The 14,170-nt window shown below is 66.4% G+C and carries 16 protein-coding genes; 4 read left to right on the forward strand and 12 right to left on the reverse strand.

The genetic code is table 11. From position 1 onward, the window contains the following. Positions 1-3: 3 nt before the first annotated feature. Complete coding sequence (locus tag BST28156_RS03225; RefSeq protein ID WP_174901472.1) at positions 4-690, forward strand: Vgb family protein; 687 nt, start codon at positions 4-6, stop codon at positions 688-690. A 97-nt stretch (positions 691-787) separates the two neighbouring features. Next, positions 788-1,762 (forward strand): DMT family transporter, encoded by a 975-nt coding sequence (locus BST28156_RS03230; protein WP_174901473.1) that lies wholly within the window; start codon positions 788-790, stop codon positions 1,760-1,762. A 58-nt stretch (positions 1,763-1,820) separates the two neighbouring features. On the opposite strand, the gene BST28156_RS03235 is transcribed toward BST28156_RS03230, so the two are convergent. Together BST28156_RS03235 and BST28156_RS03240 are read right to left on the reverse strand one after the other, a co-directional pair. Further along, positions 1,821-2,144, reverse strand: coding sequence for an RnfH family protein (locus tag BST28156_RS03235; RefSeq protein ID WP_009688255.1), 324 nt, complete (start codon positions 2,142-2,144; stop codon positions 1,821-1,823). A gap of 4 nt (positions 2,145-2,148) precedes the next feature. Beyond that, positions 2,149-2,586 carry a type II toxin-antitoxin system RatA family toxin gene (locus BST28156_RS03240; RefSeq protein WP_009688256.1) on the reverse strand — a complete coding sequence of 146 codons (438 nt, stop codon included), beginning with the start codon at positions 2,584-2,586 and terminating at the stop codon, positions 2,149-2,151. A 98-nt stretch (positions 2,587-2,684) separates the two neighbouring features. On the opposite strand from BST28156_RS03240, the gene smpB reads away from it, so the two are divergent. Beyond that, positions 2,685-3,131 (forward strand): SsrA-binding protein SmpB, encoded by a 447-nt coding sequence (gene smpB / locus BST28156_RS03245; protein WP_009688257.1) that lies wholly within the window; start codon positions 2,685-2,687, stop codon positions 3,129-3,131. Between the two features lie 90 nt (positions 3,132-3,221). Here smpB and BST28156_RS03250 read toward each other — a convergent pair whose 3' ends face one another. The 3 genes from BST28156_RS03250 to ppsA all read right to left on the reverse strand — a co-directional run bounded on the left by BST28156_RS03250 (position 3,222) and on the right by ppsA (position 7,159). Continuing rightward, positions 3,222-4,169: an SPFH domain-containing protein gene (locus BST28156_RS03250; protein WP_174901474.1), complete on the reverse strand. Its 948-nt coding sequence runs from the start codon at positions 4,167-4,169 to the stop codon at positions 3,222-3,224. A gap of 33 nt (positions 4,170-4,202) precedes the next feature. Beyond that, positions 4,203-4,637, reverse strand: a complete 435-nt coding sequence (locus tag BST28156_RS03255; RefSeq protein ID WP_009688259.1) for an NfeD family protein — start codon at positions 4,635-4,637, stop codon at positions 4,203-4,205. A gap of 122 nt (positions 4,638-4,759) precedes the next feature. Continuing rightward, entirely contained in the window at positions 4,760-7,159 is a 2,400-nt protein-coding gene (gene ppsA, locus BST28156_RS03260; protein WP_060240020.1) for a phosphoenolpyruvate synthase, read from the reverse strand. A 375-nt stretch (positions 7,160-7,534) separates the two neighbouring features. On the opposite strand from ppsA, the gene ppsR reads away from it, so the two are divergent. Continuing rightward, complete coding sequence (ppsR, locus tag BST28156_RS03265) at positions 7,535-8,350, forward strand: posphoenolpyruvate synthetase regulatory kinase/phosphorylase PpsR (protein WP_040127701.1); 816 nt, start codon at positions 7,535-7,537, stop codon at positions 8,348-8,350. A 91-nt stretch (positions 8,351-8,441) separates the two neighbouring features. Here ppsR and BST28156_RS03270 read toward each other — a convergent pair whose 3' ends face one another. The 7 genes from BST28156_RS03270 to BST28156_RS03300 all read right to left on the reverse strand — a co-directional run bounded on the left by BST28156_RS03270 (position 8,442) and on the right by BST28156_RS03300 (position 14,163). Continuing rightward, positions 8,442-9,224, reverse strand: coding sequence for a TrmH family RNA methyltransferase (locus BST28156_RS03270; protein ID WP_174901475.1), 783 nt, complete (start codon positions 9,222-9,224; stop codon positions 8,442-8,444). Then, positions 9,221-9,865: a ribonuclease HII gene (gene rnhB, locus BST28156_RS03275; protein WP_060240014.1), complete on the reverse strand. Its 645-nt coding sequence runs from the start codon at positions 9,863-9,865 to the stop codon at positions 9,221-9,223. The genes BST28156_RS03270 and rnhB overlap by 4 nt, the downstream gene beginning before the upstream one ends. Continuing rightward, complete coding sequence (gene lpxB / locus BST28156_RS03280; protein ID WP_060240012.1) at positions 9,862-11,031, reverse strand: lipid-A-disaccharide synthase; 1,170 nt, start codon at positions 11,029-11,031, stop codon at positions 9,862-9,864. The genes rnhB and lpxB overlap by 4 nt, the downstream gene beginning before the upstream one ends. A 3-nt stretch (positions 11,032-11,034) precedes the next feature. Continuing rightward, complete coding sequence (lpxA, locus tag BST28156_RS03285) at positions 11,035-11,823, reverse strand: acyl-ACP--UDP-N-acetylglucosamine O-acyltransferase (protein WP_060240010.1); 789 nt, start codon at positions 11,821-11,823, stop codon at positions 11,035-11,037. Positions 11,824-11,876: 53 nt separating this feature from the next. Beyond that, entirely contained in the window at positions 11,877-12,344 is a 468-nt protein-coding gene (gene fabZ, locus BST28156_RS03290) for a 3-hydroxyacyl-ACP dehydratase FabZ (RefSeq protein WP_006402657.1), read from the reverse strand. Positions 12,345-12,473: 129 nt separating this feature from the next. Continuing rightward, positions 12,474-13,619 (reverse strand): UDP-3-O-(3-hydroxymyristoyl)glucosamine N-acyltransferase, encoded by a 1,146-nt coding sequence (lpxD, locus tag BST28156_RS03295; RefSeq protein WP_174901476.1) that lies wholly within the window; start codon positions 13,617-13,619, stop codon positions 12,474-12,476. 16 nt (positions 13,620-13,635) lie between these two features. Beyond that, positions 13,636-14,163, reverse strand: a complete 528-nt coding sequence (locus BST28156_RS03300) for an OmpH/Skp family outer membrane protein (protein WP_040127705.1) — start codon at positions 14,161-14,163, stop codon at positions 13,636-13,638. Positions 14,164-14,170 lie beyond the last annotated feature (7 nt).

Here is a 14,170-nt window from a genome sequence, read left to right on the forward strand (position 1 = left end):
ACGATGAAACGATCCAGGGCAGACATCATTCGCGAATACGGCCCGTTTCCGGGCGTCGACGGCGTACACGGCGTCACGTTCGACGGACGGCACGTGTGGTTCGCGTCCGGCGACAAGCTGAACGCACTCGATCCGGCGCGCGGCACGACGCTGCGCGCGCTCGACATCGCCGCGCACGCGGGCACCGCCTTCGACGGCCGCCACCTGTTCCAGATCGTCGAAGACCGGATCGAGAAAATCGATCCGCAATCGGGCCGCGTGCTCGCGACGATCCCCGCGCCCGGCGGCGGCGGCGATTCCGGGCTCGCGTGGGCCGAAGGCACGCTGTGGGTCGGCCAGTACCGCGAGCGCAAGATTCATCAGGTCGATCCGCAATCGGGCGCGGTGCTGCGCACGATCGAATCGAATCGCTTCGTCACCGGCGTGACATGGGTCGACGGCGAGTTGTGGCACGGCACCTGGGAAGCCGACCAGAGCGAATTGCGGCGCATCGATCCGCAAACCGGACAGGTGCTGGAGCAACTCGACATGCCGGACGGCGTCGGCGTGTCGGGGCTGGAATCCGACGGCGGCGAGCGCTTCTACTGCGGCGGCGGCAACAGCGGCAAGCTGCGCGCCGTGCGCCGCCCCGCGCGCAACGCATCGCATGACGACGGGGGCGCGGCGGACGACGATGAGGCCGGCCGCTGACCGGCCCGCAAGTGCGCCGAGTGCAGGAATGAACAAGACGCGATGGCACCCGTGCCGCTAAGATGCGCGCTCGTCAGTGATTCGTTCGGAGCAGTCGATGCAGCGCGGTGTGGTGTATGGTGTCCTGGCCGGTGCCCTATGGGGCATGGTGTTTCTCGTTCCGCGGCTGCTGACCGACTTCTCGCCGCTGCTGCTGAGCGTCGGCCGCTACGCGATGTACGGTCTCGTGTCGTTCGCGGCCGCGCTGCCGGCCGCGCGTTCGCTGCTCGCGCGCCTGACCCGCGCCGATCTTGTCGCGCTCGCGCGGCTCGCGCTGGTCGGCAACGTCGCGTACTACCTGCTGCTGGCCTGCGCGGTGCACCTGATCGGCATCGCGCCGACGTCGCTGATCGTCGGCGTGCTGCCCGTGACCGTCACGCTCGTCGGTCTCGGCGACCACGGCGCGATGCCGCTGCGGCGCCTCGCCGGGCCGCTCGCGCTGGTCGTCGCCGGCATCGCGTGCATCAACGTCGACCTGTTCACGTCGTCGGCCGCGCACGCGACGACGCTCGGCCAGAAGCTCGCCGGCATCGCGTGCGCCAGCGGCGCTCTGGCGAGCTGGACCTGGTATGCGGTCGCCAACGCGCGCTACCTGCAGCGCCACCATCGTTTCAGCGGCAACGAATGGTCGGTGCTGTGGGGCGTCGTGACAGGCCTGATCGGCGCGCTTTGCTGGGCCGTGATCGTCGCGCTGCCGGCCGGCACCGTGCAGGCCGCGGTTCCGGCATCGCGCTGGCAACTGTTCTGGCTGTTGAATCTGGTGCTCGCGATCGGCGCGTCGTGGCTCGGCAACGGGCTGTGGAACGCCGCGTCGAAGCGCCTGCCGCTGACGCTGTCGGGCCAGCTGATCGTGTTCGAGACCGCATTCGCGATGCTGTACGCGTTCATCTACGACCAACGGATGCCGCGCGTGCTCGAGATCGCCGCGCTCGCGCTGCTGCTGGCGGGCGTTTATGGATCGGTGCGCCGGCACGGCGATACCGGGAACACGCCGGACCATACAGCGGCGAACGCGAACGCCACCGCGCACTGAGCGCGGCGACCTTTGATCGGACGAATGTCGGAAAGAACGGACCGCGCGTCAGCGCGCGTCAGCGCGCGTCCTTGTGCATCCACTTGCGGCCCTCGATGGAGCCGTCGCGGCGCGACTTGTCGACGCGCCGCTGGCGCGCGATTTTCGGATCGACGATCAGCGGGCGGTAGATCTCGACGCGGTCGTGATCGGCGAGCGGCGCATCGAGCGGCGCGAGCTTGCCGTACACGCCCGTCTTCGCGTGGGCGAGATCGATCTCCGGGTGCATCGCCAGCACGCCGCTCGCCTCGATCGCCGCGCGCACGGTCGCGCCTTCGGGCAACGACACCGGAATCAGCGTCTGGCGATCCGGCAGCGCATAGCAGACTTCGATCGACAACATCGCCTTACCCCTTGCCATAGCGCTGGTCCGCGCGCTTGACGAACGAATCGACGAACGTGTTCGCGATATGGCTGAACACGGGGCCGATGATTTTCTCGAGCAGGATGCTCGAAAACTCGTAATGCAGCGCGAATTCGATCTTGCACGCGTCGGCGCGCAGCGCGGTGAAGCGCCACGAACCGGTGAACTTCTTGAACGGGCCGTCCGCGAACTCCATGTCGATGCGCGTCGGGCGCTGCTGCGTGTTGCGCGTCGCGAAATGCTGCTTGATGCCCTTGAAGTTGATGTCGATGCGCGCTTCCATCCCGCTGTCGTCCTGGCGCCGAATCTCGACGCCGCCGCACCAGGGCAGGAAGTTGGGGTAGTCGGCCACGTCGGTGACGAGGTCGAACATCTGTTCCGCCGAATGACGGATCAATACGGTTTTCTGGACATCTGCCATAAATCGCGCGGCATCGCTGAAGGTGGGAAAGCAAGCCGGGCGATTCCCGCCCCGCTTTGCTAAAATCGTGATTTTAAACGAGTTGGCCCGATCCTTTCATGAGCATCATCGACAACAGGAAAGCGCACTTCGATTATCACATCGAGGAACGCTACGAAGCGGGGCTCGTGCTCGAGGGCTGGGAAGTCAAGGCGCTGCGCGCCGGGCGCGGCCAGATCAAGGAAGGCTACGTCGTGATCAAGCACGCGGAGATCTTCCTGATCGGCACGCACATCAGCCCGCTGCCCGAGGCCTCGACGCACATCAAGCCCGATCCCGTGCGCACGCGCAAGCTGCTGCTGCACCGCGACGAGATCAAGAAACTGATCGGCAAGGTCGAGCAGCGCGGCTATACGCTCGTGCCGCTGAACTTCCACTACAAGGGCGGCCGCGTGAAGTGCGACATCGCGCTCGCGAAGGGCAAGAAGCTGCACGACAAGCGCGAAACCGAGAAGAAGCGCGACTGGGAACGCGAGAAGGCGCGCATCATGCGCGCAGGCGCCTGACGCTTCACGTCCGCTCCCGCGTCAAAATGACACGGCCCGCTCGAAGCGGGCCGTTGTTGTTTCTACTGAAGATAACGCGACGCGAAGGCCTCAGCCCTTCCCGCCCGGCGCACCGCCCGTGGCCGGCGTCGCGCGCTTGACGATCGTCAGCGCCGACGCGATCGCAGTACCGAGATCCGACAGGTCCGACGGCACGATCAGCGTATTGCCCTGCTTCGCCAGATTCGAGAACGCGCCGACATACTGCTCGGCCACCTTCAGGTTCACCGCGTCCATCCCGCCCTGCGACTGGATCGCGCTCGCGATCTTCTGGATCGCCTGCGCATTGGCCTCGGCTACCGCGAGAATCGCCGCGGCTTCGCCCTGCGCCTGGTTGATCGCGGCCTGCCGCTCGCCTTCGGACTTCTGGATCGCCGCCTCGCGCGCGCCCGACGCGAGATTGATCTGCTCCTGCTTGCGGCCTTCGGACGCGGCGATCAGCGCACGCTTCTCGCGCTCCGCGGTGATCTGCGCCTGCATCGCGTGCAGGATCTCCTTCGGCGGCGTGAGGTCCTTGATCTCGTAGCGCAGCACCTTCACGCCCCAGTTCGCCGCGGCCTGGTCGAGCGCCGACACGATGTTGTGGTTGATGAAGTCGCGCTCTTCGAAGGTCTTGTCGAGCTCGAGCTTGCCGACCACCGAGCGCAGGGTCGTCTGCGCGAGCTGCGTGATCGCGAGCACGAAGTTGCTCGATCCGTACGATGCCTTCATCGGATCGGTCACCTGAAAGTACAGCACGCCGTCGACCTGCAGCTGCGTGTTGTCGCGCGTGATGCAGATCTGGCTCGGCACGTCGAGCGGGATCTCCTTCAGCACGTGCCGGTATGCGATGCGATCGACGAACGGCAGCACGATGTTCAGCCCCGGCGACAGCGTCGCGTGATAGCGCCCGAAGCGTTCGAGCACCCATGCATGCTGCTGCGGCACGATCTTCACCGTCTTCGACACGATCACGATCGCGATGACGAGCAGGACAACCCAGATGATCAGCGAATCCATCAAGCATTCCCTCCTTGTTATTTCAGCGGACGATCAGCCCGCGGGTTTCGCCACGACCACCAGACAGTTGCCGCGCACGGCGCTTACCTGGTACACGCGCGCATCGTCGCGCTCGCCGCGCGCGAGCTCGACATCCCAGTCGGCGCCGCGATACTGCACGCGCGCGCGGCCGTCATGCCACGCGTCGACCGTGACGGTCGCGCCGATATCGAGATTGACGTCGGGATTGGTCGACGTGTCGCGCTTCTGCCGGCGCCCGAGCCCCGAGCGGCGCAACACGATCATCGCGACGAGCGCGACCGCGGCAGCCGCGCCGAACTGCACGTGCGGCGCGAACCCCGCGAGCTGCAGCAGCCCGCCCGCGAGAAAGCCGAGCGCGATCATCAGCAGATAGAACGTGCCCGTCAACAGTTCGGCCACCACCAGCACGCCCACCGCGACCCACCAGAACAGATGCCCCGACATCATGTGGTCTCCTGCAAACGAAAACACCCCGGTGCTACCGGGGTGTTTATATCACAAACCTTTCATTTTGCCTTCGACGAAAGTGCGGGCGAGCCGCCCTTTCGTCGAACGCGCATGAGCGACCGTTACTTCCGGTTCGCCAGGTTCTGCCACGTCTCGATGATCGTGTCCGGGTTCAGCGAGATCGACACGATGCCTTCGTCGGTCAGCCATTGCGCGAAGTCCGGATGATCGGACGGGCCCTGGCCGCAGATGCCGACGTACTTGCCCATCTTGCGGCAGGTATCGATCGCGCGCTTCAGCAGGAACTTGACCGCCGGATCGCGCTCGTCGAAGTCGGCTGCCAGCAGTTCCATGCCCGAGTCGCGATCGAGGCCGAGCGTGAGCTGCGTGAGGTCGTTCGAACCGATCGAGAAGCCGTCGAAGAACTGCAGGAACTCTTCGGCGAGGATCGCGTTGGTCGGGACTTCGCACATCATCACGAGACGCAGGCCGTTTTCGCCGCGCTTCAGGCCGAACTTCTCGAGCAGGCCGACGACGCGCTCCGCCTGCTTCACGGTCCGCACGAACGGCACCATGATCTCGACGTTGGTCAGGCCCATCTCGTCGCGCACGCGCTTCAGCGCGCGGCACTCCATCTCGAACGCCTGCGCGAAGTCGTCGGCGATGTAACGCGACGCGCCGCGGAAGCCCAGCATCGGGTTTTCTTCATCCGGCTCGTAGCGCGAACCGCCGATCAGCTTCTTGTACTCGTTCGACTTGAAGTCGGACAGACGCACGATCACGGGCTTCGGGTAGAACGCCGCGGCGATCGTCGCGACGCCTTCCGTCAGCTTGTCGACGTAGAACGCACGCGGCGACGCGTGACCGCGCGCGACGCTCTCGACCGCCTTCTTCAGATCCTGGTCGATGTTCGGGTACTCGAGGATCGCCTTCGGGTGCACGCCGATGTTGTTGTTGATGATGAACTCAAGACGCGCGAGACCGACGCCGGCGTTCGGCAGCTGCGAGAAGTCGAACGCGAGCTGCGGGTTGCCGACGTTCATCATGATCTTGACCGGGATTTCCGGCAGTTCGCCGCGCTGCACTTCGGTGACTTCCGTCTCGAGCAGCCCGTCGTAGATCTTGCCTTCGTCGCCTTCCGCGCACGACACGGTGACGAGCGCGCCGTCCTTCAGCACGTCGGTCGCGTCGCCGCAGCCGACCACCGCCGGCACGCCGAGCTCGCGCGCGATGATCGCCGCGTGGCAGGTACGGCCGCCACGGTTCGTGACGATCGCCGACGCACGCTTCATCACCGGCTCCCAGTTCGGGTCGGTCATGTCGGCGACCAGCACGTCGCCCGGCTGCACGCGTTCCATTTCAGACGGATCCTGGATCACGCGCACGGGGCCCGCGCCGATCTTCTGGCCGATCGCACGGCCCGTCGCCAGCACCTGCGACTGGCCCTTCAGCTTGAAGCGCTGCTCGGCCTTGCCGCTCGCCTGACTCTTCACCGTTTCCGGACGCGCCTGCAGGATGAAGATCTTGCCGTCGCGGCCGTCCTTGCCCCACTCGATGTCCATCGGACGCTGGTAGTGCTTCTCGATGATGACCGCGTACTTCGCGAGCTCGATCACGTCTTCGTCGGTGATCGAGTAGCGGTTGCGCTGCTCGTGCGGCACGTCGACCGTCTTCACGCGGCCCGGTTCGCCCGGCTGCGTGAACTCCATCTTGATCAGCTTCGAGCCGATCGAGCGGCGGATGATCGGGTACTTGTCCTGGGCGAGCGTGGTCTTGAACACGTAGAACTCGTCCGGGTTCACCGCGCCCTGCACGACGGTTTCGCCGAGGCCGTAGCTCGACGTGACGAACACGGCGTCCTTGAAGCCCGATTCGGTGTCGATCGTGAACATCACGCCGGCCGCGCCGACGTCCGAGCGGACCATGCGCTGCACGCCGGCCGACAGCGCGACCTCGGCGTGCGTGAAGCCCTTGTGCACGCGATACGAAATCGCGCGGTCGTTGTACAGCGACGCGAACACGTGCTTCATGCGGTCGAGCACGTCCTCGATGCCGACGACGTTCAGATACGACTCCTGCTGGCCCGCGAACGACGCGTCGGGCAGGTCTTCCGCGGTCGCGGACGAGCGCACGGCGAACGACAGCTCGCCCGGCGAGCCGTTCTGCAGGACTTCGAACTGCGCGCGGATTTCCTGCTCGAGACGCGGCTGCAGCGGCGCATCGACGATCCACTTGCGGATTTCGGCGCCGGCTTCGGCGAGCGCCTTCACGTCGTCGATGTCGAGCGACTCGAGACGCTTGGCGATGCGGTCGGTGAGGTCGTTATGCGTGAGGAAATCGCGGAAAGCGAGCGCGGTCGTGGCGAAACCGGTGGGTACGCGAACGCCTGCCTCGGAAAGCTGGCTGATCATTTCGCCGAGCGACGCATTCTTGCCGCCGACGATCTCCACATCGGTCATCCGCAACTGCTCGAACGGAATTACATACGCCTGGTCCTTTGCGACGTTTGCTGCGTTAGTCATACAAGCCCCTAAGTGTGAAAAAAATGCTCGATCGCGCAAGTGGGCTCGAACGCGGGCGCTTGCAAAAAGGCGCGGCGCGTCTTGCGCAACCTGTTAGATAAACAATCGCAGCGGCGGCATTGTTCCGACCCGATTTGCAAAAATCCCGGCAGAAGGGCGATATTTTCAGACGAATCGCCGAACTTGCCGGGAATCTTTGACCGATCGCGGCATGCTCCGGGCGCCGGTCGCGCCCTGCCCCCGCAATTGCTTATCCAACAGGTTGCCGCTATTCTACCGTGCCGGCTGCCGGATGTGGCGCGACCTTGTCACCGCGTCTGGAGGAGGCCCTCCAGCCACCCGTGCACCCGCCCTTCACGCTCGACGTCCAGATTCATGCTGCCTACCGTTTTCATCGTGTCCGACGGCACCGGGATCACTGCCGAAACCTTCGCGCATTCGATCCTCTCCCAGTTCGACCAGAAATTCCGCCTCGTACGCGTGCCGTTCGTCGATTCGCTCGACAAGGCATATTCGACCGTCGAGAAGATCAACGAGGCCGCCGTGCACGACGGCCGCCGCTCGATCGTGTTCACGACGCTCGTCGACAGCGAGTCGAACGACATCGTCAAGCGCTCGAACGCGCTGGTGCTCGACATGTTCCAGCGCTTCGTCGAACCGCTCGAACAGGAACTGCAGCTGAAGTCGAGCCACGCGATGGGCCGCGGCCACCAGAACGCGGACACCGAGGAATACAAGACGCGGATCGAGGCGATCAACTTCTCGCTCGCGCACGACGACGGCCAGTCGAACCGCAACCTGTCGGAGGCCGACGTGATCCTGGTCGGCGTGTCGCGCAGCGGCAAGACGCCGACCAGCCTGTATCTCGCGATGCAGTACGGCGTGAAGGCCGCCAACTATCCGCTGATTCCGGAAGACTTCGAGCGCGGCAAGCTGCCGTCGGCGCTGTCGCCGCATCGCGACAAGCTGTTCGGGCTGTCGATCGACCCGCAGCGCCTGTCGGAGATCCGCAACGAGCGCCGGCCCGGCAGCAAGTATGCGGCGCCCGAGAACTGCCGCTACGAGATCAACGAGGCCGAGGCGATGATGCGCCGCGAAGGGATCAAGTGGCTGTCGTCGACGCACAAGTCGATCGAGGAAATCGCGACGACGATCCTGCAGGAAATCCGCCTCGAACGGCAGTCGTACTGACCGTCGCGCGGTCGGATCGCCCCGCCGGAAGCAGAAAGGCCGCGTTCGACGCGGCCTTTTTTCGTTCTTTGCTCCTGATGCGCGTGCGACCTCACCCGCGCCGCTGCTGCCTGACCTGCTCGAACAGGCACACCGCCGCCGCCGCGGCGACGTTCAGCGACTCCATGCCGCCCGGCTGCGGAATCGTCACGCGATGCGCGGCCGCGTCGCGCCAGAACGCCGACACGCCCGCGCCCTCGTTGCCGAACACCCATGCCACAGGCCCCGACAGGTCGCAGTCGTAGATCGCCTGCGCGCCGTGCGAATCGGTCAGCGCGACCGGCACGTCGAGCCGCGCCGCCAGCGCGTCGGGTGCGACGTCCTCGTGGATCGACAGCAGGAAATGCGCGCCCATACCCGAGCGCAGCACCTTCGACGACCACGCGTAGGCGGTGCCCGGCGCGCAGAACACGTGCCGCACGCCGGCGGCCGCCGCGCTGCGCAGGATCGAGCCGACGTTGCCGGCGTCCTGCACGCCGTCGAGCACGACCGACGACTGCGTGACGCGCTCGGGCAGCGGCTGCGCCGGACGATCGACGAGCAGCAGGAAGCCGACGCCGCTGACGACGTTCGACAGTTGCCCGAACAGCGCGTCCGGCAGCGTGACGACGCGCTGCGCGTCGATGCGCGCGACGATCGCCTGCGCCTCGGCGTGCGCCAGCGCGCCTTCGGTCGCGACGCATAGCTCGGGCGTGGCGCCCGTATCGAGATAGGCGCTGGCGAGATGGAAACCTTCGAGCAGCGCCTGGCCGCCGCGGCGCTGTTGGGACGTCGAGCCCGCGAGCGCCTTCAGGCGCTTGTACAGCGGGTTGTCGCGGGAAGTAATGACTTTCATCGAATCAGGTCGAGTGCGGCGCGCACCGGTGCGAACGAGCGCCGATGCGCTTCGCACGGACCGTGCTCGCGCAGCGCGGCAAGGTGTTTCGCGGTGCCGTAGCCCGCATGCACGTTGAAGCCGTACACCGGAAAACGTTCGTGCAGGTCGACCAGCATGCGGTCGCGCGTGACCTTCGCGAGGATCGACGCGGCCGAGATGCTCGGCACCAGCGCGTCGCCGCTGACGATCGCCTCCGCACGAACCGACAGCGTCGGGCAGCGGTTGCCGTCGATCTGCGCGAGCGTAGGCAGCACCGCCAGCCCTTCGACGGCGCGCTTCATCGCGAGCATCGTCGCGTGCAGGATGTTCAGCGTATCGATCTCGTCGACGCTCGCCGACGCGACGCAGTACGACACCGAGCGCGCGACGATCAGCTCGTACAGCGCGTCGCGCTTCTTCGCGGACAGCGCCTTCGAATCGTCGAGGCCTTCGATCGGCCGCGCGGGATCGAGGATCACCGCGGCGGCCACCACGGGCCCCGCGAGCGGGCCGCGCCCGGCTTCGTCGACGCCGCAGACGATCTCGTCGGGTCGGCTGAAGTCGAAGCCGCCCTGCGCGCCGCCCGACGCGCGGCGCCGCGATGTGCTGGCTGCGGTCATGCGCGCCCCTTGCGTTGTTCGAGCACGCGCGCGACCGCTTCGGCCGCCTTCGCGGCCGTGTTTTGCCGCAGCGAAAGATGCATTTCGGTAAAGACTTCGGTCAGCGTGCGGCGATTCGCATCGTCGCGCAGTTGCGTGAGCGTCGCATCGGCGAGCGCCTCGGGCGTCGCGAAATGCTGCAGCAGCTCGGGCACCACGAAGCGCCCCGCGAGGATGTTCGGCAGCCCGACGTACGGCAGATAGCCCTGCCGGCGCATGATCTGCCCGGTCAGCCAGGGCACCTTGTACGAGATCACCATCGGCTTTTTCAGCAGCGCGGCTTCCAGCGTAACGGTGCCGCTCTTCACGAGGATCGCGTCGGCGGCCGTCATCGCGACCTGCGAGCGGCCGTCGGTAATCGTCAGCGCGAGTTGCGGATGCGCATCGACGAGCGGCTGCAGCAGCTCGCGCAGCGCGGGCGTCGCAGCCGGCATCACGAAACGCAGGCCCGGCTCGCGCTGCTGCATCAGCGCCATCGCCGCGAAGAAGGTCGGGCCGATCAGTGCGATCTCCGAGCGCCGGCTGCCCGGCAGCACCGCGATCACGGGGCCGTCGGCCGGCAGCCCGAGCGCGATGCGCGCGCCGTGCGTGTCGGGTTCGAGCGGGATGTCGTCGGCGAGCGGATGGCCGACGTAGGTCGACGCGACGCCGGCCTTGTCGAGAATCGCCGGCTCGAACGGGAACAGGCACAGCATGTGGTCGACCGACTTCGCGATCTTCTTGATCCGACCGCCGCGCCACGCCCAGATCGACGGGCACACGAAGTGGATCGACGGAATGCCCGCGTCGCGCGCAGCCTGCTCGACGTTGAAGTTGAAATCGGGCGCGTCGACGCCGATGAACGCGTCCGGCCGCTCCGCGAGCAGCTGGCGCTTCAGCTCGCCGCGAATCCGCAGGATCTCGGGGATCTGGCCCAGCGCCTCGACGTAGCCGCGCACCGTCAGCTTGTCCATCTGCCAGTGCGAGTCGAAGCCCTGCGCGATCATCCGCTGCCCGCCGATCCCGTAGTACTGCGTGGACGCGGGCAGCCGCTCGCGCAGCCCGCCGAGCAGCGACGCCGCGAGCAGATCGCCCGACGGCTCGCCCGCCACCATCGCGAGCCGGAGCTGAGTGGTCGGAAGCGTCATCGCTTAGCGGATGATGCCGCGCTGGGATGCGTCGATGAACGCGACGAGCGCCTTGACGGGCGCATCGCCGTCGCCGCCGGCTTCCGCCAGTTCGCGCAGCTGCGTCTTCGCCTCCTCGAGCGACAAGCCGTTCTTGTACAGCAGCCGGTATGCGCTGCGCAGCGCCGAGATCGCATCGGGCGAGAAACCGCGGCGACGCAGCCCCTCGATGTTGATGCCGTGCGGTTCGGCCTTGTTGCCGGCCGCAATCACGAACGGCGGCACGTCCTGCACGAGCGCCGACGCGCCGCCGAGCATCGCGTGCGCGCCGATGCGCACGAACTGGTGCACGCCCGACATCCCGCCGATGATCGCCCAGTCGCCGATTTCGACGTGGCCCGCCATCTGCGCATTGCTCGACAGGATCACGTGGTTGCCGACGCGGCAGTCATGGCCGATATGCACGTAGGCCATGATCCAGTTGTCGTCGCCCAGCGTCGTCACGCCGCTGTCCTGCACGGTACCCGTGTGGATCGTCGTGAATTCGCGGATCGTGTTGCGGTTGCCGATCACGAGCCGGGTCGGCTCGTCGTTGTACTTCATGTCCTGCGGACGACCGCCGACCGATGCGTAATGACCGATGCGGTTGTCTTCGCCGAGCGTCGTATGCCCTTCGATCACGCTGTGCGAACCGATCGTCGTGCGCGCGCCGATCGTGACGTGCGGACCGACGATCGCGTACGGACCGATCTCGACCGATTCGTCGATCTGCGCGCCCGGTTCGACGATCGCGGTGGGATGAATCCTGGTCATGCGCCGTTGCCTCTCGATGTGATGGGTTGCGTTGCCGATGCGTGTCGCGTCGCTCAGGGCGCCGCGTCGGCCGTCTTGACCGTGCACATCAGTTCGGCTTCCGCCGCCACCTTGCCGTCCACTTCCGCCACCGCCTTGAACTTCCAGATGCCGCGGATGTAGCGTTCGAACGTCACGTTCAGAATCAGTTGATCGCCCGGCTCGACCACGCGCTTGAAGCGCGCGCCGTCGATCCCGACGAAGTAGTACAGCGTGTTTTCCGGGTCCTTCGGCTGCTCTTCCGAGAAGGTCAGCAGCGCGGCCGCCTGCGCGAGCGCCTCGAGAATCAGCACGCCCGGCATCACCGGCCGCTTCGGGAAATGCCCCTGGAAGAACGGCTCGTTGATCGACACGTTCTTCAGCGCTTTGATGCCTTTGTGCGGCTCGAGTTCGAGCACGCGATCGACGAGCAGAATCGGATAGCGATGCGGCAGCAGCGTGAGGATCTTGTGAATGTCGAGGTTGATTTTTTCAGTGCTCATGATGGTTCGTCTCACGCAGAGGCTGCGCGGTGGTGAAGCAAAGGCTGGAGCGGGCCGTCGTGCGGCCCTGTCTGGCGAACCGGGCCGGATGCGCTGGCCGTGCCCGGTTCATGGTCTCGCATGGTCTGGTCAGGCGTCCGTGTCGCCGCCCTTGGCGGCGAGCGCGGTTTCGAGCGCCTTGATGCGGTCGCGCAGCTTGTCGAGGTTGCGCACGAGCGCGGCGCTCCTGTTCCACTCGCCGTGATCGACGGCCGGGAATGCGCTCGTGTAGATGCCGGCCTTCGGCAGCGATTTCGACACGCCCGATTTCGCGGTGATGATCACGTAGTCGCCGAGCGTCACGTGGCCGGCGATCCCGACCGCGCCGCCGATCATGCAGTGGCGGCCGATCGTCGTGCTGCCCGCGATGCCCGCGCTGCCGGCGATCACCGTATAGGCGCCGATCCGGCAGTTGTGCGCGATCTGGACCTGGTTGTCGATCTTCACGCATTCCTCGATCACGGTGTCCGCCATCGCGCCGCGATCGATCGTCGTGTTCGCGCCGATCTCGACGTCCGGGCCGATCGTCACGCCGCCGACCTGCGGGATCTTGACCCAGCTGCCGGTGCGCGCATCGCCGTCGCCGACGAAATCCGGCGCGAAGCCGAAACCGTCGGAGCCGATCACCGCGCCCGCATGGATGATCACGCGCGGGCCGATCTTGCAGCCGTGATAGACCGATGCATTCGGATACAGGTGCGAGCCCGCGCCGATCGTCGTGCCGCGGCCGACGAAGACGTTCGCGTCGAGCTGCACGCCGTCCTCGATCACGGCGCCCGCCTCGACCGTCACGTGCGGGCCGATCACCGCGCTCGCGGCGATCTTCGCGGCCGGATCGACCGTCGCGCTCGGATGGATGCCGGCCGCGCGCGGCGGCGTGGCGAGATCGATGAACATCTGCGCGACGCGCGCGAAGTACGCGTACGGATTCGGCGTCACGATGAAGTTGCGGGGGCCGGCCATCCGGGGGCCGGCCATCCGGGGGCCGGCTATCCGGGGGCCGGCCGTCGAGGCATCGCCAGCGGTCGCGCCCAGCTTTTCCAGATCCTTCGGCGCGATCAGCACCGCGCCGGCGCCGGTCGCGTTGACCTGCGACAGGTACTTCGGGTTCGCGAGGAACGCGAGCTGCTGCGGGCCTGCCTGGTCGAGCGGCGCGAGGCCGGCCACCTTGCAGTGGGGATCGCCGACGATCTCGCCGCCGAACCGCTTTACGAGTTCCTCAAGCGTCAATGCCATTCGTCGTCTGCTCCGTTCAGTTCGTCGAGCCGGACGCGAGCGCCTTGAGCACCTTGTCGGTGATGTCGATGCGCGGGCTGACGTACACGGCTTCCTGCACGATCAGGTCGTAATTCTGCTGCTCGGCAATCTGCTTGATGACCTTGTTCGCCTTGTCCAGCACGGCTGCCAGTTCCTCGTTGCGACGCTGGTTCAGGTCTTCGCGGAACTCGCGCTGCTTGCGCTGGAAGTCGGTATCGAGCTGGGCAAGGTCACGCTGCTTCTGCGCGCGATCGGCCGCGGACATCGACGTGCCGTTCTTGTCCAGCGAATCGGACAACGACTTCAGGCGCGCCGCCATGTCCTGCAGATCCTTGTCGCGCTTCGCGAACTCGGCTTCGAGCTTCGTCTGCGCCGCCTTCGCGGGCGCCGACTCGCGCAGGATCCGATCCGAATTGACCGCCGCGATGCGGGCGACGTCCTGTGCGTGTGCCGTCGCCGCGCCCAAGGCCAGCGCAACGGTCAGCGCACACAACACTCGTTTCGAAAACTTACCGGTTAGCAAAATTACC

This window comes from Burkholderia pseudomultivorans, assembly GCF_902499075.1.
GTDB classification, from domain to species: domain Bacteria; phylum Pseudomonadota; class Gammaproteobacteria; order Burkholderiales; family Burkholderiaceae; genus Burkholderia; species Burkholderia pseudomultivorans.

Bases quoted from the DNA above. Each gene is read 5' to 3' on its own strand.
- BST28156_RS03225 (WP_174901472.1), top strand. From the start codon at position 4: ATGAAACGATCCAGGGCAGACATCATTCGCGAATACGGCCCGTTTCCG.
- BST28156_RS03230 (WP_174901473.1), top strand. From the start codon at position 788: ATGCAGCGCGGTGTGGTGTATGGTGTCCTGGCCGGTGCCCTATGGGGC.
- BST28156_RS03235 (WP_009688255.1), bottom strand. From the start codon at position 2,144: ATGTTGTCGATCGAAGTCTGCTATGCGCTGCCGGATCGCCAGACGCTG.
- BST28156_RS03240 (WP_009688256.1), bottom strand. From the start codon at position 2,586: ATGGCAGATGTCCAGAAAACCGTATTGATCCGTCATTCGGCGGAACAG.
- smpB (WP_009688257.1), top strand. From the start codon at position 2,685: ATGAGCATCATCGACAACAGGAAAGCGCACTTCGATTATCACATCGAG.
- BST28156_RS03250 (WP_174901474.1), bottom strand. From the start codon at position 4,169: ATGGATTCGCTGATCATCTGGGTTGTCCTGCTCGTCATCGCGATCGTG.
- BST28156_RS03255 (WP_009688259.1), bottom strand. From the start codon at position 4,637: ATGATGTCGGGGCATCTGTTCTGGTGGGTCGCGGTGGGCGTGCTGGTG.
- ppsA (WP_060240020.1), bottom strand. From the start codon at position 7,159: ATGACTAACGCAGCAAACGTCGCAAAGGACCAGGCGTATGTAATTCCG.
- ppsR (WP_040127701.1), top strand. From the start codon at position 7,535: ATGCTGCCTACCGTTTTCATCGTGTCCGACGGCACCGGGATCACTGCC.
- BST28156_RS03270 (WP_174901475.1), bottom strand. From the start codon at position 9,224: ATGAAAGTCATTACTTCCCGCGACAACCCGCTGTACAAGCGCCTGAAG.
- rnhB (WP_060240014.1), bottom strand. From the start codon at position 9,865: ATGACCGCAGCCAGCACATCGCGGCGCCGCGCGTCGGGCGGCGCGCAG.
- lpxB (WP_060240012.1), bottom strand. From the start codon at position 11,031: ATGACGCTTCCGACCACTCAGCTCCGGCTCGCGATGGTGGCGGGCGAG.
- lpxA (WP_060240010.1), bottom strand. From the start codon at position 11,823: ATGACCAGGATTCATCCCACCGCGATCGTCGAACCGGGCGCGCAGATC.
- fabZ (WP_006402657.1), bottom strand. From the start codon at position 12,344: ATGAGCACTGAAAAAATCAACCTCGACATTCACAAGATCCTCACGCTG.
- lpxD (WP_174901476.1), bottom strand. From the start codon at position 13,619: ATGGCATTGACGCTTGAGGAACTCGTAAAGCGGTTCGGCGGCGAGATC.